General features: G+C 44.9%; 22 protein-coding genes. 17 read left to right on the plus strand and 5 right to left on the minus strand.

Annotated features, from left to right (window positions below; all coding sequences use genetic code 11):
• The first annotated feature begins 86 nt into the window (after positions 1–86).
• Together K429_RS0123535 and K429_RS0123540 are read left to right on the plus strand one after the other, a co-directional pair.
• Entirely contained in the window at positions 87–590 is a 504-nt protein-coding gene (locus K429_RS0123535; RefSeq protein ID WP_007215087.1) for an RNA polymerase sigma factor, read from the plus strand.
• A gap of 660 nt (positions 591–1,250) precedes the next feature.
• Positions 1,251–3,026, plus strand: a complete 1,776-nt coding sequence (locus K429_RS0123540) for a biotin/lipoyl-binding protein (protein ID WP_007213628.1) — start codon at positions 1,251–1,253, stop codon at positions 3,024–3,026.
• Positions 3,027–3,045: 19 nt separating this feature from the next.
• Here the strand turns inward: K429_RS0123540 and K429_RS0123545 are convergent, their stop codons facing one another.
• From K429_RS0123545 to K429_RS0123555, 3 genes are all read right to left on the minus strand, one after another.
• A complete protein-coding gene (locus K429_RS0123545) occupies positions 3,046–5,712 on the minus strand; it encodes an ATP-binding protein (RefSeq protein WP_029328299.1) in 2,667 nt (888 codons plus the stop codon).
• Positions 5,713–5,752: 40 nt separating this feature from the next.
• Entirely contained in the window at positions 5,753–6,946 is a 1,194-nt protein-coding gene (locus K429_RS0123550; RefSeq protein ID WP_029328300.1) for a glycosyltransferase family 2 protein, read from the minus strand.
• 291 nt (positions 6,947–7,237) lie between these two features.
• Complete coding sequence (locus K429_RS0123555; RefSeq protein ID WP_029428900.1) at positions 7,238–8,443, minus strand: BamA/TamA family outer membrane protein; 1,206 nt, start codon at positions 8,441–8,443, stop codon at positions 7,238–7,240.
• Positions 8,444–8,778: 335 nt separating this feature from the next.
• Between K429_RS0123555 and K429_RS0123565 the strand changes: the two genes are divergently transcribed.
• The 11 genes from K429_RS0123565 (at position 8,779) to K429_RS0123615 (ending at position 21,521) form a co-directional block, all read left to right on the plus strand.
• Positions 8,779–10,179, plus strand: coding sequence for a C1 family peptidase (locus K429_RS0123565; protein ID WP_029328302.1), 1,401 nt, complete (start codon positions 8,779–8,781; stop codon positions 10,177–10,179).
• 149 nt (positions 10,180–10,328) lie between these two features.
• Positions 10,329–11,684: a Na(+)-translocating NADH-quinone reductase subunit A gene (locus tag K429_RS0123570; RefSeq protein ID WP_007213636.1), complete on the plus strand. Its 1,356-nt coding sequence runs from the start codon at positions 10,329–10,331 to the stop codon at positions 11,682–11,684.
• A 31-nt stretch (positions 11,685–11,715) separates the two neighbouring features.
• Positions 11,716–12,885, plus strand: a complete 1,170-nt coding sequence (locus K429_RS0123575) for an NADH:ubiquinone reductase (Na(+)-transporting) subunit B (RefSeq protein ID WP_029328304.1) — start codon at positions 11,716–11,718, stop codon at positions 12,883–12,885.
• 13 nt (positions 12,886–12,898) lie between these two features.
• Positions 12,899–13,585 carry a Na(+)-translocating NADH-quinone reductase subunit C gene (locus K429_RS0123580; RefSeq protein WP_029328305.1) on the plus strand — a complete coding sequence of 229 codons (687 nt, stop codon included), beginning with the start codon at positions 12,899–12,901 and terminating at the stop codon, positions 13,583–13,585.
• Between the two features lie 5 nt (positions 13,586–13,590).
• The gene (locus K429_RS0123585) at positions 13,591–14,226 is read left to right on the plus strand and encodes an NADH:ubiquinone reductase (Na(+)-transporting) subunit D (RefSeq protein ID WP_007213639.1); all 636 of its coding nucleotides are present in this window, start codon (positions 13,591–13,593) and stop codon (positions 14,224–14,226) included.
• Between the two features lie 97 nt (positions 14,227–14,323).
• Positions 14,324–14,950, plus strand: a complete 627-nt coding sequence (nqrE, locus tag K429_RS0123590; protein ID WP_007213640.1) for an NADH:ubiquinone reductase (Na(+)-transporting) subunit E — start codon at positions 14,324–14,326, stop codon at positions 14,948–14,950.
• Positions 14,951–14,969: 19 nt separating this feature from the next.
• A complete protein-coding gene (gene nqrF / locus K429_RS0123595; RefSeq protein ID WP_007213641.1) occupies positions 14,970–16,244 on the plus strand; it encodes an NADH:ubiquinone reductase (Na(+)-transporting) subunit F in 1,275 nt (424 codons plus the stop codon).
• Between the two features lie 155 nt (positions 16,245–16,399).
• A complete protein-coding gene (locus tag K429_RS0123600; protein ID WP_029328306.1) occupies positions 16,400–17,743 on the plus strand; it encodes a DEAD/DEAH box helicase in 1,344 nt (447 codons plus the stop codon).
• 274 nt (positions 17,744–18,017) lie between these two features.
• Entirely contained in the window at positions 18,018–19,085 is a 1,068-nt protein-coding gene (serC, locus tag K429_RS0123605; protein ID WP_007213643.1) for a 3-phosphoserine/phosphohydroxythreonine transaminase, read from the plus strand.
• A gap of 109 nt (positions 19,086–19,194) precedes the next feature.
• Entirely contained in the window at positions 19,195–20,118 is a 924-nt protein-coding gene (locus K429_RS0123610) for an NAD(P)-dependent oxidoreductase (protein WP_029328307.1), read from the plus strand.
• A gap of 155 nt (positions 20,119–20,273) precedes the next feature.
• The gene (locus K429_RS0123615) at positions 20,274–21,521 is read left to right on the plus strand and encodes a DUF1015 domain-containing protein (RefSeq protein WP_007213645.1); all 1,248 of its coding nucleotides are present in this window, start codon (positions 20,274–20,276) and stop codon (positions 21,519–21,521) included.
• A 60-nt stretch (positions 21,522–21,581) separates the two neighbouring features.
• Here the strand turns inward: K429_RS0123615 and K429_RS0123620 are convergent, their stop codons facing one another.
• Both K429_RS0123620 and K429_RS0123625 read right to left on the minus strand, forming a co-directional pair.
• The gene (locus K429_RS0123620; protein ID WP_007217910.1) at positions 21,582–21,956 is read right to left on the minus strand and encodes a hypothetical protein; all 375 of its coding nucleotides are present in this window, start codon (positions 21,954–21,956) and stop codon (positions 21,582–21,584) included.
• Positions 21,953–22,501: an RNA polymerase sigma factor gene (locus K429_RS0123625; RefSeq protein ID WP_029328308.1), complete on the minus strand. Its 549-nt coding sequence runs from the start codon at positions 22,499–22,501 to the stop codon at positions 21,953–21,955. The genes K429_RS0123620 and K429_RS0123625 overlap by 4 nt, the downstream gene beginning before the upstream one ends.
• 143 nt (positions 22,502–22,644) lie before the next feature.
• Between K429_RS0123625 and K429_RS0123630 the strand changes: the two genes are divergently transcribed.
• The 4 genes from K429_RS0123630 (at position 22,645) to K429_RS0123645 (ending at position 24,576) form a co-directional block, all read left to right on the plus strand.
• Positions 22,645–23,043, plus strand: a complete 399-nt coding sequence (locus K429_RS0123630; RefSeq protein WP_007213648.1) for a DUF6249 domain-containing protein — start codon at positions 22,645–22,647, stop codon at positions 23,041–23,043.
• A 133-nt stretch (positions 23,044–23,176) separates the two neighbouring features.
• The gene (locus tag K429_RS30730) at positions 23,177–23,350 is read left to right on the plus strand and encodes a hypothetical protein (RefSeq protein WP_007213649.1); all 174 of its coding nucleotides are present in this window, start codon (positions 23,177–23,179) and stop codon (positions 23,348–23,350) included.
• 110 nt (positions 23,351–23,460) lie between these two features.
• Positions 23,461–23,664, plus strand: a complete 204-nt coding sequence (locus K429_RS0123640) for a hypothetical protein (protein WP_007213650.1) — start codon at positions 23,461–23,463, stop codon at positions 23,662–23,664.
• A gap of 27 nt (positions 23,665–23,691) precedes the next feature.
• On the plus strand, positions 23,692–24,576 hold the full coding sequence (locus K429_RS0123645) for a D-isomer specific 2-hydroxyacid dehydrogenase family protein (protein WP_029328310.1): 885 nt from the start codon (positions 23,692–23,694) through the stop codon (positions 24,574–24,576).

A 24,576-nucleotide genomic window follows, 5' to 3' on the forward strand; every position in this document is an offset into this window, starting at 1 on the left:
AAACTCGGTCCTCGGGAACCCCAAAACTTCCCTATACTTGCAACCGTGAATTTAAAATAATTATTAACTATTTAAAAGAGCAAAGTATGAATACCTACAGTTTTAGGAAGGATTTGATTAGTGTGCAAGAAGAACTGCTTCGCTTTGCATATAAGTTGACAGCCGATAAAGAGGAGGCGAATGATTTATTGCAGGAAACCTCACTCAAAGCATTGGACAACGAAGACAAGTACATGCCCGATACCAATTTCAAAGGGTGGATGTACACCATTATGCGGAATATCTTTATTAATAATTACCGCAGAATCGTTCGCGAACAAACTTTCGTGGACCAGACAGATAACCTTTATCACTTAAACCTGCCGCAAAACTCCGGTTTTGCAAATGCCGAAGGATCTTATGATTTAAAAGAAATGCATCGCATCGTGAATTCGTTACCCCGCGATTATAAAGTTCCTTTCTCCATGCATGTCTCCGGTTTCAAGTATCGTGAAATAGCTGACCGTCTCGGACTGCCTTTAGGAACCGTAAAAAGCCGTATCTTCTTTACCCGCCAACGGCTACAACAAGAACTGAAAGACTTTGTTTGAAAACAAACAGTGCAGACTGAAGACTGACAAACTTAATATTTATAGCCCAGGGCAATGCTCTGGGCATGTTTTTTGTGATGGGATTGGTTCCTTTCTGTACGGTTATGAGTGAAATGATAAATAATCTTTTAGACGCGGATGACGCGGATCTTTTTTTTATCCACTTTTATAGCGCAGCCTTTTAAATCCGCGTTATCCGTGTCATCCGCGTCTAAAAAATAATATGCCGAATGGCGCTAATCACTTATCACCAAACACTTATCACTTTTATTCCTTTCTTTCCCAGTATGAATATAATTTTAGGCGCGGATTACGCGGATTACACGGATTCTTTTTCTGTAATATAGTGTAATAGCGCAGCCATTAATCCGTGTAATCCGCGTAATCCGCGCCTAAATCATTATCAGCATTTAGTTCATTACTGTACCATAATTACTCCCCTCCATCCTTTCCGATAAATTATCGTCTGAATCATAGAGGAATGAAATGACGAGAAATGTTATAAAATGAAAAATAAGTTTCAATATGATATTAAACATATCTTTTATACTAAATAATTCAAATATAAGTTTGACTATATGTCAGAATAAACCTTTATATTTGTACTTGTTAAGTTAACCGAGTAATTCATATATGTTAAACCGCTAACTGTTGACTGCGATGAAAAAGGAAATTAAATTCAGTCTTGTTTACCGTGATATGTGGCAATCTTCCGGTAAATATCAACCTCGTGTAGATCAATTGGTACGTATCGCTCCGTTGATTATTGAAATGGGGTGTTTTGCCCGTGTGGAAACGAACGGGGGAGCTTTTGAGCAAGTGAATCTGTTGTACGGTGAGAATCCTAACAAAGCCGTACGCGCTTTTACCAAACCTTTCAATGAAGTAGGCATACAAACGCATATGCTGGACCGTGGTCTGAACGCTTTGCGCATGTATCCTGTGCCTGCCGATGTACGCCGTCTGATGTATCGTGTGAAGCATGCGCAAGGGGTGGATATCACCCGCATCTTCTGTGGACTGAACGAGACGCGGAATATAATTCCTTCTATTAAATATGCATTGGAGGCAGGGATGATACCGCAGGCAACCCTTTGTATCACACACTCGCCTGTGCATACGGTGGAATATTATGCCCATGTTGCCGACCAGCTGATTGAAGCAGGAGCACCCGAAATCTGTCTGAAAGATATGGCAGGCATCGGTCGTCCGGGTATGCTGGGACGGTTGACGAAGACGATTAAGGAAAGGCATCCCGAAGTGATTATCCAGTATCACGGCCATAGCGGACCGGGGCTGTCGATGGCTTCTATTCTGGAAGTTTGCGAGAATGGCGCCGACATCATTGATGTGGCTATGGAACCGATGTCCTGGGGTAAAGTACATCCGGACGTGATTTCCGTACAAGCCATGCTGAAAGATAAGGGCTTCCAGGTGCCCGATATCAATATGAAGGCATATATGAAAGCACGTGCCATGACACAGGAATTTATAGATGACTTCCTGGGCTATTTCATGGATCCGACCAATAAACACATGTCCTCTTTGCTGTTGAAGTGTGGCCTTCCGGGTGGTATGATGGGTTCCATGATGGCTGATCTGAAGGGAGTACATTCGGGTATAAACATGATATTAAGAGGGAAGAATGAACCGGAACTCAGCATTGACGACCTGTTGGTGATGCTCTTCGACGAGGTGGAATACGTATGGCCTAAGCTGGGGTATCCTCCGTTGGTAACGCCTTTCAGTCAGTATGTGAAGAATGTAGCATTGATGAACCTCATGCAGTTGGTGAAAGGTGAGGAGCGCTGGACGATGATAGATAATCATACGTGGGATATGATTCTCGGTAAGAGCGGACGTCTGCCGGGCGAGCTGGCTCCTGAAATTGTGGAATTGGCGAAATCAAAAGGATATGAATTTGTGGATACCGATCCGCAATTGAACTATCCGGATGCTCTGGATGAATATCGGAAAGAAATGGATGAGAACGGTTGGGAATATGGAGATGATGAAGAAGAACTCTTTGAACTTGCCATGCACGACCGTCAGTATCGTGATTACAAGTCCGGCACAGCCAAGAAGCGTTTCGAGGATGAATTGCAACGTGCCAAAGACGCGTCTATGGTGAAGAATGGATATTCGGAAGAAGAAATCCGGAAACTGAAACGTGCCAAGGCCGATCCGATTATTGCACCGGATAAAGGACAGGTGTTGTGGGAAGTATCTGTGGAAGGTCCTTCCGTGGCTCCGTTCATAGGGCGTAAATACCAGCATGATGAAGTGTTCTGTTACCTCTCCACCCCGTGGGGAGAATACGAAAAGATATTGACCGGATTCACCGGACGCGTCGTAGAGATATGCGCCAAACAAGGCGATACTGTGAATAAGGGCGATGTGATTGCCTATATTCAAAGAAGCGATATCTTTGCGTGATTAGTGATAAGTGGGTTAATCACTTATTAACCCACTTCTTTATCGTCTCCTTCAATTTCTCCTGTGTGAAAGGTTTGGTCAGGAAATCGTTGCAACCCGCTTCGAGTGCGGCTTTGCGGTCATGATCGTAGGCAAAGGCAGTCAGGGCGATGATAGGGACGCCGGGCGATAATTCCCGGATGATTTTTGTTGCGTCCAGTCCGTCCAGGTTCGGCATCTTCATGTCCATCAGGATGATATCCGGATTTATTTCTACAAACATATTGACGGCTTCCATACCATCTTTGGCACGTTCCAGATGGTATTCCTTCCCCAGAATAGCTTTGGTCAGGATATAATTGCTATCCGTATCTTCGGCTATCAAAACGGTTTTCAGCGAGACGGTTTCTTGTGGCGATGCCTGTACATTTTCCGTGCTTTCGCTGTCTGCACTTTGTTCTCCGGCTGCCGTTTTGTTTTCTTCGGGGCTGTTTTCAGTTTTTTCCTTATCTTCGTCTTGGGTGGTCTTGGCGGGCAGGGTAAAGATGAAGGTAGTTCCTTTCTCCAGTTCGGAAGTCACGGAGATTTTTCCGCCCAGACGTTCGATGATTGTTTTGCAAATGGCTAAACCCAATCCGGTGCCCTGTGCAAAATTGTTGGCTTTTACAAAACGCTCGAATACCTTTCCTATCTTTTCGGGGGCGATGCCTGTGCCCGTGTCAGTCACATGGAATACGATAGTTTCCCCTTCCCGGTGGTATCCGTAGCTGATGCTGCCTTTGGTGGTGAATTTGAACGCATTTCCTATCAGGTTCGATATCACTTGGAAGATGCGGTTCTTATCAGAGTCTATCAGAATATCTTCGTCGGATGGATCGAATATCAGCTCTACACCTGACGGACAGCGGAATACATGCGCATCATGGATTTCCTTGCACAGCGGGTGCAGGCGGACGGCGGCGATGCTGAACTCCACAATTCCGGCCTCTATCTTCGAGAGGTCGAGAATTTCATTGATGAGTTGCAACAGACGTTCGTTGTTGGCTTCCACAATGTTGTAATATTCTTTGCGCTCTTCCGTATTTTCGCTTTCGGCAATGATGCGTGAAAAGCCTACGATGGCATTGAGCGGTGTACGTATCTCGTGGCTCATGTTGGCAAGGAAGGCTGATTTGAGTTGGTCGGAGGTTTCGGCTTTCTCTTTGGCTACCATCAGTTCCCGTTTCATCAGTTCCATTTCTGTGATGTCCCATTCTATGTTCAGCAGGATGGGGGAGAAGTCTTTGCTCTCTATTTTCATTTTCCGCTTGTCCAGGAAAAGCGGATTTCCATGACCGTCACGTTCTTCTGCAATCCAGTGCATCTCTTGTCCGGTGGTGGCTATATCTTTGTCCTGTCGGCGTTTCTCACGGGCTATTTCGAGAGGATAGAAATCGAAGTCGTCTTTGCCCAAAGCCTCTTCCATAGGGACGTCACGGTTGTACGATTCACGATTGCGGTACAGGTATTTAAAGTTGTTCCTGATATCTTTCACAACAATTCCTGCGGGCAGATGCTCCATGGTTTTGTCCAATATCTGGTTGAACCACTTGATCTGTTGTTCGTGGCGGATGCGTTGTGAAATGTCCCGGCCGAAAGCCCAGATGGTTCCTACGCCTTCATCGCTGGTCACCCAATAGGCATTGCCTTCGTACGCCAGTATTTCTGGGAAGCGCGGCAATGGGTTGTATACCATAAAGGACTGATGTTTCTCTCCCTCCTTGATTGAAGCTATCATCTTTTGCCAACCCTCCAGGGTACGTGTATACGAGCCGATTTCGTATATTTTTAGTTGGCTGATATCATCCGTACTTCCCAGTTCATGGTGCAACTTGAAGAGGCGGTTGGCAAAAATCAGGGTACCGTCTTCCTTGGCGGCGAAGATATCTTCTGTGGAATTGTTGATGGCGTGCGTCAGCAGGTTGATGTCATTGCGGCTTTTTTGGATGTCAGTAATGTTCTGTATGTATCCTTCCAGCGAGATGTTGCCGTCTTTATCGCGTTCGCGACTGAATGTTTTCAGGCGGATATAATGTACATCTTTGTTGTAGAGAATGCGGTAGTCCACAGTATTTTCCATGTTACCTTTCAGATTATCGCCGAGCCAGTTCTCAAAAGTATTTCTGTCTTCGGGCAAGATCAGGTTCAGGTATGCATCCAGTGGAATGGCTTGCTCATCCGTCTTGCACATGATGCCCGTATGTCCGGCATAACCAAATTCGCGGGTGACTGTGTCAAACACCCATCTGCCGATGAATGCGGCTTTCTGTATCTCATATAGTTCCCGGTTTCTTCTTTCCAGCTCCAGTTTGCGCTGGCTGCGTTCGGTGATATCCCGGTATTGGCAAAGCACGAGGTCACCGTAGGGTTGCATGATGCATTTGAAGAAGTAGGTGTCATCCCGCAACATGAGTTCATAATTGCGGACAGACTTTGTTCTCCGGAGCAAAACTTTCTTGAATTCAGGATAAAACTCACTGTATGTCACCGGAGGTAGCAGGTTCAGCAGATTCTTTCCGAGCAATCTCTCTTCGTTCATAAACCATAGGTCTACGTTGTGTACGGCCATGTCTACACAAATACCGTCCTTGTCCATGAGTATCAGGGTGTCTGATACCATGTTCAGTAGTTTTTCGGAGTTATTTGTGTCTTTCAGAATGCTTTTCATTATTTTCTTTGTATTAGATTTTTGTCGAGGTATTTCCGTCTTAACTTGCCCTTCGTGCTTTTTCCCAGGCTCCGCTTTTATTGCCTTTGCGCTTACTCAGGTAGCGGAATCCTCTTAGCACATTGACGTTCATGAAGAGGAAGTAGTAAGGGATGAAAAGAATTTTGTTTTTGATGTGTTTCCTGGAGAGGATATATCCCCAGATTCCCATCAGGTAAAACAAGATTTGCAGTCCCAGTATAACGGCGTAGAACAATGGTTGTGCGGTGGTGAAAAGTAGCGCTACGTTGAGAGGGAACAACAGGAACAATAGGATAGGAGTGATGGACCATCGCAAGACACGATGGGATACGTATTGGAAATTGAGCAGACCGTAGCGGAAAGGATTCAGCAGCGGGCGCAAACGCCAGATGGACTGTAAGCCTCCGGCGGCGATGCGTACTTTGCGCTTTTCTTCTTCCTGCATATCGGCGGAGCCGCTTTCGGTGGCATAAGCCGCGGCACAGTAGGCAATGGTGTAGCCACGCATGGCGATGCGGAGGGAGAGGATGAAATCATCGAGTAGTGTGTCCGTCCGCATGTCTTCGAACAATTCCCGGCGTACGGCAAACAGCTCTCCGGCAGCGCCTACGGCTGAGTAGAGTCGTGAATCGAGTGCTTTCAGGGTGGATTCATATTTCCAGTAAATGCCTTCTCCTCCTGATGCGGCATTGTCTTTGCTTTGCATGGCAATGCGTTTTTCGCCTGCCACGCAGCCCACTTTGGGGTTGACAAAAGCATGGACGATTTCGCGCAATGCTTCCCGGTTCAGGTGGGTATTGGCATCGGTGAATACGACGAGTGGTGTTTTCACGAACTTCATTCCGCGGTTGAGGGCGGCGGTTTTTCCTTGTCGCTCGGGTTGGTGGAGGATGGTGGCACGGGGCCAGTGGGAAAGCCGTTCGTTGGTATGGTCGTTGCTGCCGTCCGTGACCCAGAATATTTGCAGTTTGTCTGCGGGGTAATCCAGCGCCAGGCAGTTCTGCATCTTTTCGTCCACCACGTCTTCCTCATTGTAAGCTGCGATGAAGAGTGTGACTTCGGGCAGTTCCTCGTCAGCAGGCATGGGGTAGTGTACCGGTTTGCGGAAAGTTTCTTTAATTTTGACCAGAATGTATAGCACAATTCCGTATCCTATATAAGTATAGAATACGATAAACAGGCTTATCCAGAATAATATCTCGAAAGTTCTCATTGTGTAATGTCCTCAGAGTTGTTTGTTCAAGGTAAACAAAATATTTCTCAAAAGTATGGATAATCTTTTACTGATGCAAGAAAAGAGGGAAAAATAAATAACGGAAAGGATAAGGGGGGGAAGATGCTGGCGGGAGTTGTTTGTTTGTAAACGGGTCATGATAATAATTTTAGGCGCGGATTACACGGATTACGCGGATTTATTTTCTGTAATATAGTGTGATAGCGCAGCCTTTAATCCGTGTAATCCGCGCCTAAATTATTATCAGCATTTAGTTCATTTCCATACTTTTCAGAACGCTTCCGTCATATTGAAATAGAACAACGTCTGATTGTTGACCGTATTTTTACCCAGGTCGAGTCGTACGTTCATACGTGGTTGCACTTCGATGCGCAATCCTACGCCATAATTAGGCAGCACACCTTCTATTTTGCCGGGGGTGGGTCCCATGAATCCGCAGCCTGTCCAGGCCACGAAGCCGACGTGATTGAGCATGCGTTTCAGCCAGGTGCTTTTATCGGTATTTATCATCTGACGGTATTCGGCCATGACTACGTGGGACGATTTATCGCGATACTGCCCCATGTAATATCCCCGCAGGTCAAAAGGAGTTCCTGTCAGGATATATTGTGTCAGGGGTACATCGCCGAATACGTTTTTGCTTTGAGCAGTCCAGGCAATGACTTTGCGCTTACCGACAGTCTTATATTGTCGATAGTCTATTTCCAGACGATAGAAATTGTCATCACTTCCAAGAAATTTAGTATACATCATTCCCCGGAAATCCAGGTACGTGCCGCGATAGGCATTGGCGGGAATGTCTCTGCTGTCATAGGTCAGCAGGAAGCCGACACCGGAATTGAAATTCTTGTATCCTTTGTCCGTTCCTCCGGCTGCTTTGTACGACGGTTCGTCCACCAGATATTTGGCTGGTTTCGTGATGTCGTCGTAATTTATATCTATCTGCGGTCCGGCGAATATGTTGCTGTTGCCCAGGCGGAACAGGAACCAGGGGTTGAACTGGATGCCGCTGTAGCGATACTGACTGGTAGTGTCGCTCCGGACATAATTCTTGTTCGTGCTGTAGCCCAAGCCATAGAAGTTATCTTCCGTATTCTTGTAGGCAAACTTTCCGAAGATGCGGAAACGGTCACCTTTAAAAAAGAGTTGGGGTTTAGAGAAAAGGTTGATACCGCCATTGAAGAGGAAAGCGATGGCTACGGGAACCACGGAGCGCAGTTGTGTGGTGTCACTTGGGTTCATGCGGAAGGTCATCAGGGCGCTTCCACCGAGTACGGCACCAAAGTCGGGGGTGTAACTCGGACCACCCAAAATGTTGTAGTGCAAATTTCGTTGCGCTACCTTCTGTTTTCGTAGTTCACGTTTAGTCAATGCCGGTGTAGTGTCACTGATGCTAACCAAATTTGTAGCTTCCTGAGCGGAAAGGCTTGTTACTGAAAGCAGTAACGTCATAATACCTATTATATATTTCTTCATATCGTGCGAATGAGGGTGCAAAGAAAACTAATTTATTTGGATAAGTTTTCAAATTGATAGACAATAAATCTAAAGATTTCACTAAAAGTTTCAAAAAAACGGCTATTTTTGCATGTAATCTGAAGCTTGGCTGTGAGAAATTCTAAATAAGTTTTTTCGACATATCGGATAATTAGACCAATATTCAGAACCCTTCCGTACCCGGTCCGTGTCTGGCCCGTACCTGGTCCGTACCAAGTCCAAAGTCTTGGATACGGAGCAAACACGGATTTGGTACGGTTCGGGTAACAGGAAGCAAGAGAAACAGACCAATTACTATAAAAACCATATAATTTATGAATAAACGAATTTTATCCGTTTTTGTTTTCAGCGCCGCATTACTTTCCATACAGGCGCAAGATAGGAAAGGCGGTATCAGCGATGCGATGCTGAACCAGATCAAACAGAGTTACGAGGGAACCAGTGCCGACAAAGCTCTGCGTAATGCCATTGGCAACAATGACATCCGCAAACTTGCCCTCAACCAGGAGAATCTGACCGGAATGGATACTCATTTCTCCGTAAAAGTAAATTCGAAAGGCATCACCGACCAGAAATCATCCGGTCGTTGCTGGCTTTTCACAGGACTGAATGTGATGCGTGCCAAAGCCATCGGTAAATACGGTTTCCAGTCTTTTGAATTCTCGGAAATTTATCCTTTTTTCTGGGACCAGCTGGAGAAGGCAAACCTCTTTTTGCAAGGCATCATTGATACCCGTGACAAACCCTTGAACGATAAAACCGTAGAATGGCTTTTCCAACATCCGCTAAGCGATGGAGGAACTTTTACGGGCGTTGCAGACATTGTAGGTAAATATGGTTTGGTTCCTAAAGAAGCCATGCCGGAAACGAACAGCAGCGACAATACGTCGCGTATGGCAAATTTGATTTCTTTGAAGTTAAAGGAATACGGTCTGCAACTGCGTGATCTGGCTTCTAACGGAGCAAAACCTGCGGCGCTGGATAAAGAAAAGACTGCGATGCTCGGTACCATTTATCGCATGCTGGTGCTGAATCTTGGCGTTCCTCCTACGGAATTTGACTATGTGCGTAAAGATGCCCAGGGCAATCCTGCCGAAACGGAACACCACACTCCGATGTCATTCCTCAAGAAGTATGGCGACGAGAATCTGTTGACCAATTATGTGATGGTTATGAACGATCCCTCGCGCGAGTACTACAAGTGCTATGAAATAGATTACGACCGTCATCGCTACGATGGGAAGAACTGGACGTACGTCAATCTGCCTGTGGAAGATATCAAAGAGATGGCTATCGCTTCTCTGAAGGACAGCACCATGATGTATTTCTCTTGCGACGTAGGCAAGTTCCTGAATTCCGAGCGTGGCTTGCTCGATGTGAAAAACTATGATTATGAATCGCTCATGGGCACCACCTTCAATATGGATAAGAAACAACGCATCCAAACCTTCTCCAGCGGCTCGTCTCATGCCATGACCCTTATGGCTGTGGATCTGAATAAAGACGGAAAACCCGTGAAATGGATGGTTGAAAATAGTTGGGGACCTGCCAGCGGTTATCAAGGACATCTGATCATGACCGATGAATGGTTCGACGAATATATGTTCCGTCTGGTGCTGGAGACTAAATACATTCCTGCCAAAGTAATGGATATATTCAAGCAGAAACCCATTCGTTTGCCCGCTTGGGATCCGATGTTTGCAGAAGAATATTAAACACAATAACTCATCTTGTTGTCATCGTGTTCGTTAACGAAAGGAATTACGGAAATTTATCCGTAATTCCTTTCTTTTTTGCTCTTTATTCACGTTCTTTTTTGCTACTTTTGCGGCAAATTAATGAAACCATTATTTTATATAAACGCATGGCAAATGTAATTAAGTTACGTAAAGGTCTTGACATCAACCTGAAAGGTAAGGCTTCTCAGGAGTTTATGTCTGTGAAAGAACCGGGATTCTACGCATTGGTTCCTGAAGATTTTACGGGTATTACTCCGAAGGTAGTAGTCAAAGAACAGGAATATGTGATGGCCGGAGGACCCTTGTTTATCGACAAGAATCATCCTGAATTGAAATTTGTTTCGCCCGTTAGCGGCGTAGTGACAAGTGTGGAGCGCGGCGCACGTCGTAAAGTGCTGAACATTGTCGTTGAAGCTGCGGCTGAGCAAGACTATGAAGAATTCGGTAAGAAAAACGTGAGTTCCCTGAACGGCGAGTCAGTGAAAGCCGCATTGCTGGAAGCAGGTATGTTCGCGTTCATCCGTCAGCGTCCCTATGACGTGATTGCTGACCCCACGATGTATCCGAAAGCTATCTTTGTTTCGGCCTTCGACAGTAACCCGCTGGCACCCGATTTCGAATTCGTTCTGAAAGGCGAGGAAGCAAACTTCCAGACAGGATTGGATGCTCTTTCCAAGATGGCAAAGACGTATCTGAGTATTAGTGTAAAACAAAAGGCAACCGCGTTGACGCAAGCTAAGAATGTAACGATTAACGCATTTGACGGACCGAACCCGGCCGGCAATGTAGGCGTACAGATCAACCACATTTCTCCTATCGTGAAAGGCGAAACTGTGTGGACAATCAGTCCGGAAGCCGTTATATTCATCGGACGCCTGTTCAATACAGGACGTGTGGACATGACGCGCAAGGTGGCCGTTACAGGTTCCGAAGTGTTGAAACCTGCATACTGCAAACTGAAAGTAGGTGCTTTGCTGACAAACGTATTCAGTGGAAACGTGAGCTCGGGCAAGGGAGACTTGCGCTACATCAGCGGTAATGTGCTTACAGGCAAGAAGGTTTCTCCGAACGCTTTCCTCGGCGCATTCGACAGCCAGCTCACGGTGATCCCCGAAGGCGATGACATCCACGAAATGCTGGGTTGGATTATGCCGCGTTTCAATCAGTTCAGCGTGAACCGTTCTTACTTCAGCTGGTTGCTGGGCAACAACAAGGAATATGTGCTGGATGCCCGCATCAAGGGTGGTGAACGCCACATGATCATGTCCAATGAGTACGACCGTGTATTCCCGATGGATATCTTCCCCGAATATCTGGTGAAAGCTATCATTGCGGGTGACATCGACCGTATGGAGGCTTTGGGAATCTATGAAGTAGCTCCCGAGGATTTTGCCCTCTGCGAATTCGTTTGCTCTTCGAAGGTAGAAGTTCAACGTATCGTTCGTGCAGGACTCGACATGCTTCGCGCCGAAATGGCCTAATAATTAATACTTATATAATTAATACTTATAAATGAAAGCGTTAAGAAATTATCTCGACAAGATAAAGCCGAACTTTGAAGAGGGCGGCAAATTCCACGCATTCCAGTCTGTGTTCGACGGATTCGAAACATTCCTGTTCGTCCCCAGCACGACTTCGAAATCGGGAACGCACATTCACGACGCTATCGACAGCAAGCGCATTATGTCGATGGTGGTCATTGCGTTGGTACCGGCGTTGTTGTTCGGTATGTATAACGTAGGTTATCAGCATTTCACGAATACCGGTGCTACAGGTAGCTTCATTGAAATGTTTGCCTACGGTTTTCTGGCTGTATTGCCTAAAATCATCGTTTCTTATGTAGTAGGTTTGGGCATTGAGTTCGTTGTGGCTCAGTGGAAGAAAGAAGAAATCCAGGAAGGTTTCCTCGTTTCCGGTATCCTGATTCCTATGATTGTTCCGGTAGATTGTCCGCTGTGGATTCTGGCGGTGGCTACTGCATTCTCTGTAATTTTCGCTAAAGAAGTATTCGGTGGTACGGGTATGAACGTGTTCAACGTTGCCCTGGTCACTCGTGCATTCCTTTTCTTTGCATATCCTACGAAGATGTCCGGTGATGCCGTTTGGGTATCAGGCGACACAATCTTCGGTCTGGGACAAGCGGTTGACGGACTGACCGTAGCTACTCCGTTGGGTGCGGCTGCCACATCGGGGGCTGTTCCGCCATTCTCCTGGGATATGGTGACGGGCTTGATACCGGGTTCTATCGGTGAGACCAGTGTAATTGCTATCGCTCTGGGTGCTATCCTGTTGCTGGCAACGGGTATCGCAAGCTGGAAGACGATGTTCTCCGTATTCGTGGGCGGTGCGTTTATGGCTTGGGTATTCAACGCTATCGGTCCTGACACTCCGATGGCTCAGATGCCTTGGTACGAACACCTCGTGCTGGGTGGTTTCTGCTTCGGTGCCGTATTTATGGCTACCGACCCTGTAACTTCGGCACGTACCGAGACGGGTAAGTATATCTTCGGTTTCCTGATCGGCGTCATGGCAATCGTGATCCGTGTGCTGAACCCCGGTTATCCCGAAGGTATGATGCTCGCCATCCTGCTGATGAACATCTTCGCTCCGCTGATTGACTACTGTGTAGTACAGGGCAATATCAGCCGTCGCGAGAAACGTGCAATTAAGTCTAACAATTAAAATACCGAAGAAAATGAATACCAATAGTAATAGTTATACTATCATTTATGCTTCGGTAATGGTTGTTATCGTGGCATTCTTGCTGGCATTCGTTAGTTCCTCACTGAGAAGCATTCAGGATAAAAACGTGGAACTGGATACGAAGAAGCAAATACTCGCTGCATTGAACATCAAGAATGTGGAAGATGCCGAGGCTGAATATAATAAGTATGTAAAAGGAGATATGCTGATGAACGTAGACGGTACTCTGACCGAGAACACCGGAGCATTTGCTACCGGCTACGAAAAAGAAGCTAAAGAACACCAACGCCTGCACGTATTCGTTGCAGAAGTGAATGGAGAAACCAAATATGTATTCCCTGTTTACGGTGCCGGTCTTTGGGGTGCTATCTGGGGATATGTTGCACTGAACAGTGACAAGGATACCGTTTACGGTGTTTACTTCTCTCATGCCAGTGAAACTCCGGGTCTGGGTGCCGAAATCGCCGGACAACAATTCCAGGATGAATTCCTGGGCAAGAAGACGCTGGACAATGGTGAAGTTGCCCTGGGTGTTGTGAAGAACGGTAAGGTGGAAAAACCTGATTACCAGGTGGACGGTATCTCCGGTGGTACGATTACATCTGTAGGTGTAGACGTTATGTTGAAAACCTGTCTGAATAGTTACAAGAGTTTTTTAACCAATAATGATGAGGAATAAAGGATATGGGACAGTTATTTTCAAAGAAAAATAGAGAAGTATTCTCAACCCCGCTGGGCATGAACAACCCTGTTACCGTACAGGTGCTGGGTATCTGTTCTGCACTGGCTGTAACTGCCAAACTGGAACCTGCCATCGTAATGGGGCTTTCGGTAACAGTGATTACGGCTTTCTCTAATGTGGTTATCTCGTTGTTGCGTAAAACCATTCCCAACCGTATCCGTATCATCGTTCAGTTGGTTGTGGTAGCCGCTTTGGTAACCATCGTAAGTGAAGTACTGAAGGCGTTTGCTTATGACGTAAGTGTGCAGCTTTCTGTTTATGTAGGTCTGATTATCACAAACTGTATCCTGATGGGACGTCTGGAAGCGTTTGCCATGCAGAACGGTCCGTGGGAGTCTTGTCTCGACGGTATAGGTAACGGTTTGGGATATGCCAAGATTTTGATTATCGTAGCTTTCTTCCGCGAACTGTTAGGTTCCGGTACATTGCTCGGTTTCAATATTCTGAACCATGAATGGTTGACAAACCTGGGTTATGTGAACAACGGCTTGATGCTGATGCCGCCGATGGCCTTGATCATCTGTGCTTGTATCATCTGGTATCAACGTGCCCGTCACAAAGAATTGCAAGAAAAGTAAGTAGATTTATGATTTCAGATTTATGATTTATTTTCTGCTACTTACAGTGCTGATAAATCATAACCGATAAATCATAATTCATAAATCAATAAAGATTATGGAACATTTAATAAGTTTATTTGTCCGCTCCATATTCGTGGACAACATGATATTTGCGTTCTTCCTGGGTATGTGCTCTTACTTGGCTGTATCTAAGAACGTGAAAACCGCAGTAGGACTGGGTATCGCCGTAACTTTCGTGTTGGTGGTTACGCTTCCGGTCAACTACTTGTTGCAAACCAAGGTACTGGCTGCCAACGCTATCATTGAAGGCGTTGACCTCAGCTTCCTGAGTTTTATTCTTTTCATCGCGGTAATTGCCGGTATCGTGCAGTTGGTAGAGATGGTTGTGGAACGTTTCAGTCCCTCCCTCTATGCTTCACTGGGTATCTTCTTGCCGCTGATTGCCGTAAACTGTGCCATTATGGGTGCTTCGCTGTTCATGCAGCAACGTATCAATGTGGGCGAGAGCGATCCGAAATACATCGGTGACGTATGGGATGCCATCTCTTATGCACTCGGTTCCGGTATCGGCTGGTTGCTGGCCATTGTAGGTCTGGCGGCTATTCGTGAGAAAATGGCTTACTCTGACGTGCCCGACGCGCTGAAAGGCTTGGGTATCACGTTCATTACAGTAGGTCTGATGGCAATGGCATTCATGTGTTTCTCTGGTTTGAACATCTAATAAAGAAAGGAATAGAACAATGGATATGAATTTAATATTAGCGAGCATTGGAGTATTCCTGGTGGTTATTCTGCTGCTTGTTGTTATCCTGCTGGTTGCCAAGAACTTCCTGGTACCTTCAGGTAATGTAAAACTGACTATCAACGGCGATAATGTACTGGACGTAGCTTCCGGTTCCACGTTGCTGAATACGTTGTCTGTGAACGGTATATTCCTTTCTTCCGCTTGTGGTGGTAAGGGTTCTTGCGGACAGTGCAAATGCCAGGTACTGGATGGCGGTGGCGAGATTCTGCCGTCTGAAGTTCCTCATTTCAGCCGCAAACAGGTGCAAGATCATTGGCGTCTGGGTTGCCAGGTGAAAGTGAAGAGTGATATGGGCATCAAGATTGATGAGTCTGTACTGGGTGTAAAAGAGTGGGAGTGCGAGGTTATCTCCAACAAGAACGTGGCTACGTTCATCAAAGAGTTCATCGTTGCGTTGCCTAAAGGCGAACACATGGACTTTATCCCGGGATCTTATGCACAGATCAAGATACCTAAATACTCAATGGACTATAACAAGGACATTGACAAGAGCCTGATTGGTGACGAGTATCTGCCGGCATGGGAGAAATTCGGTTTGTTTACACTGAAGTGTGACAACAACGAAGAAACCATCCGTGCGTATTCTATGGCTAACTATCCGGCAGAGGGCGACCGTATCATGTTGACAGTACGTATCGCAACTCCTCCGTTCAAGCCGAAAGATCAGGGACAAGGCTTTATGGATGTACCTGCGGGTATCGCTTCTTCTTATATTTTCACACTGAAACCGGGTGATAAGGTAATCATGAGTGGTCCTTACGGAGACTTCCACCCGATATTCGATTCTAAGAAGGAAATGATGTGGATTGGCGGTGGTGCCGGTATGGCTCCTTTGCGTGCCCAGATCATGCACTTGACGAAGACATTGCATACTACAGACCGTAAGATGACTTACTTCTACGGTGCACGTGCGCTGAATGAAGTGTTCTATCTGGAAGACTTCCTGCAAATCGAGAAGGATTTCCCGAACTTTACGTTCCATCTGGCTTTGGACCGTCCGGATCCCGCAGCAGATGCAGCAGGCGTGAAGTATACTCCGGGCTTCGTTCATCAGGTGATTTACGAAACTTATCTGAAGAATCACGAAGCTCCCGAAGATATCGAATACTACATGTGTGGTCCTGGCCCGATGTCGAAAGCTGTCGAGAAGATGCTCGACGATCTCGGCGTTCCGGCTCAGAACTTGATGTTCGACAACTTCGGCGGATAAGGCATACGCTAAAATTGGTAAATGACTTCGATATTTTTGAAAACTCCTGCAAGGCTACGGCTGAGCAGGAGTTTTTTTATTAACTTTTTCATACATGCATGAAAGTTCTACGCCCAATTTGCATTATCTTTGGCTCGTCATAACAAAAGATTATTATGGAAATTCAAGATATACTGCGTAATCTGCAAATAGAGCAACTTACCCCGATGCAAGAGGCAACCCGGGAAGCTTACCGTGAAAATAAAGACTTGGTGCTGCTTTCACCCACAGGATCGGGTAAAACACTGGCTTTTCTGCTTCCGCTGGTGCAGACTCTGAAAACGGATGCGCAAGGCGTACAAGCCGTTGTTCTGGTGCCCTCACGAGAACTGGCATTGCAGATTGAAACGGTATTCAAATCCATGGGGACCCCGTTTAAAGCTATGAGTTGTTACGGCGGTCGTCCTGCAATGGAAGAGCACAGGACGATGAAGGGGATTCATCCTTCCGTCATTATCGGTACGCCGGGACGAATGAACGATCATCTGCGGAAAGAGAATTTCGATGCGGCTACCGTCACCACATTGGTGATAGATGAGTTCGATAAATGCCTTGAGTTCGGTTTCCACGATGAAATGGCGGAAGTGATCGGACAGTTACCGTCATTAAAGAAGCGTATTCTGCTTTCGGCTACGGATGCTGAAGAAATTCCTCAATTTGCCGGAGTAGGAGGCGAGGACCAACTTTCTGCTGACAGTTCTCGACTTGTCAAACTGAATTTCCTGGACCCTGATGCCCTTGCACCGCGTCTGAAACTTCATAAAGTTGTTTCTCCCGAAAAAGACAAGCTGGAAACTCTCTATAACCTGCTTTGTGTGCTTGGCTATCATTCTACCCTTGTATTCTGCAACTATCGTGAAAGTGTGGAACGAGTCACCGGATATCTGCAAGCAAAGAAATTCCCATGCGATATGTTCCATGGCGGTATGGAGCAACCCGACCGTGAACGGGCGCTCTATAAGTTTCGTAACGGCAGTTGTGCCGTATTGATCTCTACTGATCTTGCTGCCCGCGGACTGGATATCCCCGGTATAGAAAACGTAGTTCATTATCATCTTCCTGTCAATGAAGAAGCCTATACGCACCGTAACGGACGTACGGCTCGTTGGGAAGCTGATGGAAATTCCTATCTCATCCTGCACAATGAAGAACGGGTTCCTGAATACATTCCCGAAGATATTGAAGTCTTTGAGTTTCCGGAAGTACTGCCGAAGCCGGCCAAGTCCCGATGGGCTACCTTATATATAGGTAAAGGAAAGAAAGATAAGCTGAACAAAGTCGATATTGTCGGCTTCTTATATAAGAAAGGTGGACTGGCGCGTGAAGATGTGGGACAAGTGGATGTGAAAGAACACTATGCTTTCGTTGCTGTGCGCCGTAGTAAGATGAAACAGTTGCTCACGTTGATACAAGGTGAGAAAATTAAAGGAGTAAAGACGATAATTGAGGAAGCTAAGTAAGCTTTCTTATAAATATTCACTTTTTTTGCGTCTAAACTTCTGAATGTAAAGTAATAAAATCGTATTACTATTAGATTCTTCTAAAAGTCCGTTCTTGATAAGTATGGATAACAAAATGGTGCATATATCCTGTATAAACCATAAAAAAGTAAGCTAAATGCGCTGTTAAAATAGAATTTCATTATGAAAGGTTTGTTTTAAAGAAATATTTCCGTAATTTCGCAAGGTCTAAAGACACTAATGAACGAAATTGTATAACCAAAACAAACTTCAAATGAAAAAGCATAATTTCAATGCAGGACCTTCTATTCTTCCTCGTGAGGTGATTGAGGATACGGCAAAAGCTATTCTTGATTTTAATGGCTCAGGCCTCTCACTGATGGAAATCAGCCACCGTGCTAAGGACTTCCAACCTGTTGTGGACGAAGCCGTAGCACTATTCAAAGAATTACTCAATATCCCTGAAGGGTATTCGGTACTGTTCTTGGGCGGTGGTGCCAGTTTGGAATTCTGCATGGTCCCCTTCAACTTCCTCGAAAAGAAAGCTGCTTACCTGAATACAGGTGTATGGGCTAAGAAAGCCATGAAAGAAGCCAAAGCTTTCGGTGAAGTAGTTGAAGTCGCTTCTTCCGCAGAGTCTACTTATACTTATATTCCTAAGGATTATACAGTGCCTGCTGATGCTGATTATTTCCACATCACGACCAATAACACTATTTATGGTACTGAACTTAAAGAAGACCTGGATGTAAACGTTCCGATGATTGCCGATATGTCTTCCGATATTTTCTCCCGTCCTATCGACGTGTCTAAATATATCTGTATCTATGGTGGTGCACAGAAGAATCTGGCTCCTTCAGGCGTAACCTTCGTTATCGTGAAGAATGACGCTTTGGGTAAGGTATCCCGCTATATTCCTACGATGCTGAACTATCAGACACATATTGACAGCGGTTCTATGTTCAACACTCCTCCGGTGGTTCCCATCTATGCTGCATTGCAGACTTTGCGTTGGATCAAGGCACAGGGTGGTGTGAAAGAAATGGAACGTCGTGCCATAGAAAAGGCAGATATGCTGTATGCTGAAATCGACCGCAACAAGATGTTCGTAGGTACAGCCGCACAGGAAGACCGTTCACGCATGAACATCTGCTTCGTGATGGCTCCCGAATACAAAGAACTGGAAGCTGACTTCATGAAGTTTGCTACAGAAAGAGGTATGGTAGGTATCAAGGGACACCGTTCAGTGGGTGGTTTCCGTGCATCTTGCTACAATGCTATGCCGAAGGAAAGCGTACAGGCTTTGATTGACTGCATGCAGGAATTTGAGAAACTTCATTAATAATATTTATTCACCACAGATTACGCAGATCCCACAGATTGTTTTATGATTAAAATCTGTGATAATCTGTGTAATCTGTGGTGAGTCTTTTTTTAATATCATAAGAATCATGAAAGTATTAATTGCAACCGACAAACCGTTCGCTAAAGTAGCTGTAGACGGTATTCGCAAAGAAATTGAAGCGGCAGGTTATGAACTTGCCTTGTTGGAGAAATATACAGAAAAAGCCCAGTTGCTGGACGCAGTGAAGGATGCCAATGCCATCATTATCCGTAGCGACATTATAGATGCCGCAGTATTGGACGCTGCAAAAGAACTGAAGATTGTAGTACGTGCAGGTGCAGGTTACGATAATGTAGACCTGGAAGCTGCCACTGCTCATGGTGTGTGCGTAATGAACACTCCGGGACAGAACTCTAATGCCGTAGCCGAACTTGCTTTCGGTATGATGGTGATGGCTGTCCGCAATATGTATAACGGTACTTCCGGTACGGAATTGAAGGGTAAGAAACTGGGTATTCACGCTTATGGTAATGTAGGTCGCAACGTGGCTCGCATAGCCAAGGGTTTCGGTATGGAAATCTTTGCTTTCGATGCTTTCTGTCCGAAAGAAGTGATTGAGAAAGACGGTGTGAAGGCTGTTGACTCTGCTGATGAGCTTTATTCTGCTTGTGACGTAGTTTCATTGCACATCCCGGCTACTGCTGAAACGAAGAATTCTATCAACTATGCTTTGGTAAATAAAATGCCGAAGGGTGGTGTATTGGTAAATACTGCACGTAAGGAAGTTATCAACGAAGCGGAACTGATTCAGCTGATGGAAGAACGCGGTGATCTGAAATACATGACTGATATCATGCCCGCAGCTCACGAAACATTTGCTGCCAAGTTCGTAGGCTGTTATTTCTCTACACCGAAGAAGATGGGGGCACAGACTGCTGAAGCTAACATCAATGCCGGTATTGCCGCTGCACAACAGATTGTTGGTTTCCTGAAAGACGGTTGCGAGAAATTCCGTGTTAATAAGAAATAATCAGATTTATGATTTATAATTTATGATTTATGAAGGAAAAACTGACGTATGATAAGGCGTTGAAGTATGCTGTTCGCGTGGTATTCTCACTACCAAGCAAAAGTCTTCATAGTTCATGAGTTATAAATCATAAATCATAAATCATAAATCTAGCCATGGCAATAATTAAACCTTTTAAAGGTATCCGTCCACCGCAGGATCTGGTGGAGCAAGTAGCTTCCCGCCCGTATGATGTGCTGAACTCAGCAGAAGCGCGTGAAGAGGCAAAAGGAAACGAAAAATCGTTGTATCATATCATTAAACCCGAAATAGACTTTCCCGTAGGTACCGACGAACATGATGAATGTGTTTATCAGAAAGCTGCCGAAAACTTCCAGATGTTTCAGGACAAAGGATGGCTGGTGCAGGATGATAAAGAAAACTACTACGTCTATGCGCAGACCATGAATGGGAAAACGCAATACGGTTTAGTAGTAGGTGCCTATGTACCTGATTATATGAACGGTGTCATCAAGAAACATGAGCTGACCCGTCGCGATAAGGAAGAAGACCGTATGAAGCATGTTCGTGTGAATAATGCCAATATCGAACCGGTATTCTTTGCATATCCTGACAATGCTACTCTGGATGCTATTATCGCTCATTATACAGCCGAAAAGCCGGTATATGATTTTATTGCTCCCGGTGATGGCTTTGGTCATACTTTCTGGATTATTGATAAGCAGGAAGACATTGATGCCATTACGAAGGAATTTGCTAAGATGCCTGCTCTTTATATTGCCGACGGACACCATCGTAGTGCCGCTGCCGCTTTGGTAGGAGCGGAGAAAGCCAAGCAGAATGTAAACCATACCGGTAATGAAGAATATAATTATTTCATGGCCGTTTGTTTCCCTGCTAACCAACTGACCATTATTGATTACAACCGTGTTGTAAAAGACTTGAATGGCTTGACGCCTGAACAATTCCTGACTGCTGTCAGCAAGAATTTTACGGTAGAAGAAAAAGGCACTGAAATCTATAAACCTGCCAGTTTGCATAATTTCTCCCTTTATCTGGATGGCAAGTGGTACAGTCTGACCGCTAAACCGGGTACTTACAATGATAATGATCCGATTGGTGTACTGGATGTTACTATCTCTTCCAACCTTATTCTGGATGAAGTTCTCGGCATCAAAGATCTGCGTTCGGATAAACGTATTGATTTTGTTGGAGGTATCCGTGGTCTGGGTGAGTTGAAGAAGCGTGTGGATAGTGGTGAAATGAAAGTGGCTTTGGCACTTTATCCTGTCAGCATGAAGCAATTGATGGATATTGCAGATACGGGCAATATCATGCCGCCTAAGACAACGTGGTTTGAACCGAAACTACGTTCGGGGTTGGTGATTCATAAGCTGGATTAAAATATGGAATAAAAAAAGTGAAGCGAGGATGTTCCTGCAAAGGATATCCTCGCTTTTTCTTTAAGGGTGATGCTTATTAAAATATCGTTTCCTCATCCAGCGGTCAAAGATAAGGAACAGAGGCATTGCGATAAGTATCAGTAAATAGAATGAGGGAATTTGAATCTTTTCCGTTTCCAGTATGTCGGGGCGGGTGAAGGCTTCTCTGATTGTATTACCGAAATAAATCACTAATCCGGCAATGCAGCATCCTATTAAGAATATGGAAGCGGCTATCGTAGCAAACAGCGTTCTTCGTTCCGATTTCTTTTCGCGTAAGCGTATGGCTTCTTCCACCTTCCTCATGGTATGGTAGGCGAAATTGGAAGGTAGACGAAATCCGTTTTCCTCTTTTATGGCTTTTTTCAGCCCTTTGTCTTTTTGTTCTTCGTTCATACTTCCTCTTGTTTTATGAGTACATATATCTTTTTGCGTACGCGATGCAATTTTACTTTTGCATTGCTTTCCGTCAGGCCCAGAATCAGGGCAGTTTCATTCAATGACTTTTCTTCGTAGTAGAACAAGGTAATCAAGGCACGCTCGTCTGAGTTAAGTTTTTCTATGGCTCTGTTTAATCTGATAATCATTTCCTCGCTTTCATCATTAAGCGTTTCATCTACTTGTTGGTCGGAAATGTTGGCGAGCAACGTATCATCCATGGCAAAGGTATCGAACTTCTTCTTACGGGTTGCCGAAATCGCCGTATTATAAGCAATGGAATAAATCCATGTTGAGAACGAACTTTCAGCTTTGAAAGAGGAGAGGTGCTGGAACGCTTTCAGAAAAACGTCTTGCGTCAACTCCTCGGCATCTTTCTGGTTACAGATGATGCGGGCAATCAGAGAAAAGACCTGTTGACCGTGTTGATTCAGGAAGTATTCGTATAGAGCAGTTTCCCCTCTCAGTATGCGTTGGATAATATGTGTTTCGTTATTCTCCATTCTGCCTTTTAGACGCAACTCTTTGTAGGAGGTTACATTGTTTCTGAGAAATATTTTTTTTCGATGAAATGTGTAACCTTACACAAGACACTGCGTCTAAAGTGTACAAAGGAACAAAAATACTAATTTAAAACGAAACGAATATGATGAATTTTATTATGGTGCCTGCGATAATGGCAATCATTACTGTAGGGATTTACAAACTGTTTGAACTGTTTGTATGTAAGAAAGAGCGGTTGATGCTTATTGAGAAAATGGGAGATAAATATGAACCGGATGTGGCATCTATACCGAGGTTTCACAGTAATTATTCTTTTTCGGCGTTGAAGATAGGATGTCTTCTGCTGGGTATGGGGTTAGGTCTGTTGATAGGTTTTATTATCTGTACTTCATCGGTTCCCGGATATTTGGATAAGAATATGGATGATTGGCGTGTGTATAGAGAAACAGTTTCCTTGGTTTATGGAGCATGTGTACTTGTATTTGGTGGTATAGGGCTTGTTGCCGCTTTTATTACGGAGTTGAAACTGAGTAAGAAATGATACTCTATTCTGAAGAATTAAAAAAAAGAGTTGACAATGTCCCTGTCAACTCTCTTTTTTTTGCAGCAAAGTAGAACTTTAAGGAGCATCTGTTTGTTAGTATATCAGTAAATAACCTAAACCAGATAACGATATGGATAAAAAAGATGAAAAGGCTCTTGAAGAGAAGAGCAAGATACAAAAAGATGCTGAAGGAACATTACCTGGACGACAATTGGGCTTATATTCCAAAGTCGATAAGAAAGAAGTGCGCAATATGGTTTCGGAGATAAATCCGGATAAGAATAGTTTGGGCAGCAGAGGATAGTTTCGGCATAACTTTTTCATGCAAGTATGAAAGTTCTGCGCTCAATTTGCATTATCTTTGCAAAACATTAGCCTTTCAGCTATATTGTAATGTATAAAAATTGTAGAACAATGAAGACGAAAAAACGTAGGGATGCCCTGTCGGCATTCAAAGAAGCGAACCGCTTGATAGAGATGGAACGCAATGGTGGACGTTGGATTGCAAAAGATCGTCCGCATAAGAACAAGAAAAAGTATTGTCGTAAAGATAGTAAGAAAGAGTTGTCACGTATGATCGATGGCAGCTCTTTTGTTTTATATCACTCTTTTTGCTAACTTCGTCCTCTCTAAAATAAAAAAACTATGTTTCGTAAACTTGTAGCAATAGAACCCGTAAGTCTGATTCCGTCAGCAGAAAAAGCACTGCATTCGTATGCAGAAAAGGTAGTGACGTTCCCTGATGTTCCGGCAGGGGATGATGAAATAGTAGCCCGTATCGGAGATGCCGATGCTGTGCTATTGAGTTATACTTCACAAATAAACAGGAGTGTGCTCGAGAAGTGTCCGAATATAAGGTATATCGGTATGTGCTGTTCGCTGTATTCGCCGGAGAGTGCCAATGTAGACATTCGTTATGCGAACGAACGGGGGATTACTGTAACCGGTATCCGGGATTATGGGGATGAAGGTGTGGTGGAATATGTAGTCAGCGAACTGGTGCGTTGCCTGCATGGATTTGGTCAGGAATCCTGGGAAGAAATGCCCCGGGAGATCACAGGGCTGAAAGTAGGTGTCATAGGATTGGGTAAATCCGGTGGCATGATTGCCGATGCATTGAAATTCTTTGGGGCGGATATCGCTTATTTTGCCCGTAGTGAAAAAGAGGATGCGGCTGCCAAAGGATATCGTTTCTTACCCTTGGGAGAACTTCTTTCTCAGAGTGAAGTCGTTTTCTGTTGTCTCAATAAGAATACAGTCCTGTTGCATGAGGCTGAGTTCGAACAACTCGGAAATAAAAAGATCTTGTTCAATACCGGGCTGTCTCCGGCATGGGACGAACCCGCGTTCGTTAAGTGGCTGAAAGGTGATAACCTTTGTTTTTGTGATACACTGGGAGCTTTGGGTGGAGCGCATCTTTTAAGCCATCCGCATGTCCGCTGTATGCAGGTGTCTACAGGCCGTACCCGTCAGGCGTTTGACCGCCTGAGCGAGAAAGTACTGGCCAATATAGAAGCATATAACCGATAA

The organism is Bacteroides sp. 14(A), from assembly GCF_000526555.1.
In the GTDB taxonomy this organism is placed as follows: domain Bacteria; phylum Bacteroidota; class Bacteroidia; order Bacteroidales; family Bacteroidaceae; genus Bacteroides; species Bacteroides cellulosilyticus.

What these genes read in the sequence shown, in the direction of transcription:
- K429_RS0123535 (WP_007215087.1), top strand. Translation starts at nt 87, where the DNA reads ATGAATACCTACAGTTTTAGGAAGGATTTGATTAGTGTGCAAGAAGAA.
- K429_RS0123540 (WP_007213628.1), top strand. Translation starts at nt 1,251, where the DNA reads ATGAAAAAGGAAATTAAATTCAGTCTTGTTTACCGTGATATGTGGCAA.
- K429_RS0123545 (WP_029328299.1), bottom strand. Translation starts at nt 5,712, where the DNA reads ATGAAAAGCATTCTGAAAGACACAAATAACTCCGAAAAACTACTGAAC.
- K429_RS0123550 (WP_029328300.1), bottom strand. Translation starts at nt 6,946, where the DNA reads ATGAGAACTTTCGAGATATTATTCTGGATAAGCCTGTTTATCGTATTC.
- K429_RS0123555 (WP_029428900.1), bottom strand. Translation starts at nt 8,443, where the DNA reads ATGAAGAAATATATAATAGGTATTATGACGTTACTGCTTTCAGTAACA.
- K429_RS0123565 (WP_029328302.1), top strand. Translation starts at nt 8,779, where the DNA reads ATGAATAAACGAATTTTATCCGTTTTTGTTTTCAGCGCCGCATTACTT.
- K429_RS0123570 (WP_007213636.1), top strand. Translation starts at nt 10,329, where the DNA reads ATGGCAAATGTAATTAAGTTACGTAAAGGTCTTGACATCAACCTGAAA.
- K429_RS0123575 (WP_029328304.1), top strand. Translation starts at nt 11,716, where the DNA reads ATGAAAGCGTTAAGAAATTATCTCGACAAGATAAAGCCGAACTTTGAA.
- K429_RS0123580 (WP_029328305.1), top strand. Translation starts at nt 12,899, where the DNA reads ATGAATACCAATAGTAATAGTTATACTATCATTTATGCTTCGGTAATG.
- K429_RS0123585 (WP_007213639.1), top strand. Translation starts at nt 13,591, where the DNA reads ATGGGACAGTTATTTTCAAAGAAAAATAGAGAAGTATTCTCAACCCCG.
- nqrE (WP_007213640.1), top strand. Translation starts at nt 14,324, where the DNA reads ATGGAACATTTAATAAGTTTATTTGTCCGCTCCATATTCGTGGACAAC.
- nqrF (WP_007213641.1), top strand. Translation starts at nt 14,970, where the DNA reads ATGGATATGAATTTAATATTAGCGAGCATTGGAGTATTCCTGGTGGTT.
- K429_RS0123600 (WP_029328306.1), top strand. Translation starts at nt 16,400, where the DNA reads ATGGAAATTCAAGATATACTGCGTAATCTGCAAATAGAGCAACTTACC.
- serC (WP_007213643.1), top strand. Translation starts at nt 18,018, where the DNA reads ATGAAAAAGCATAATTTCAATGCAGGACCTTCTATTCTTCCTCGTGAG.
- K429_RS0123610 (WP_029328307.1), top strand. Translation starts at nt 19,195, where the DNA reads ATGAAAGTATTAATTGCAACCGACAAACCGTTCGCTAAAGTAGCTGTA.
- K429_RS0123615 (WP_007213645.1), top strand. Translation starts at nt 20,274, where the DNA reads ATGGCAATAATTAAACCTTTTAAAGGTATCCGTCCACCGCAGGATCTG.
- K429_RS0123620 (WP_007217910.1), bottom strand. Translation starts at nt 21,956, where the DNA reads ATGAACGAAGAACAAAAAGACAAAGGGCTGAAAAAAGCCATAAAAGAG.
- K429_RS0123625 (WP_029328308.1), bottom strand. Translation starts at nt 22,501, where the DNA reads ATGGAGAATAACGAAACACATATTATCCAACGCATACTGAGAGGGGAA.
- K429_RS0123630 (WP_007213648.1), top strand. Translation starts at nt 22,645, where the DNA reads ATGATGAATTTTATTATGGTGCCTGCGATAATGGCAATCATTACTGTA.
- K429_RS30730 (WP_007213649.1), top strand. Translation starts at nt 23,177, where the DNA reads ATGGATAAAAAAGATGAAAAGGCTCTTGAAGAGAAGAGCAAGATACAA.
- K429_RS0123640 (WP_007213650.1), top strand. Translation starts at nt 23,461, where the DNA reads ATGAAGACGAAAAAACGTAGGGATGCCCTGTCGGCATTCAAAGAAGCG.
- K429_RS0123645 (WP_029328310.1), top strand. Translation starts at nt 23,692, where the DNA reads ATGTTTCGTAAACTTGTAGCAATAGAACCCGTAAGTCTGATTCCGTCA.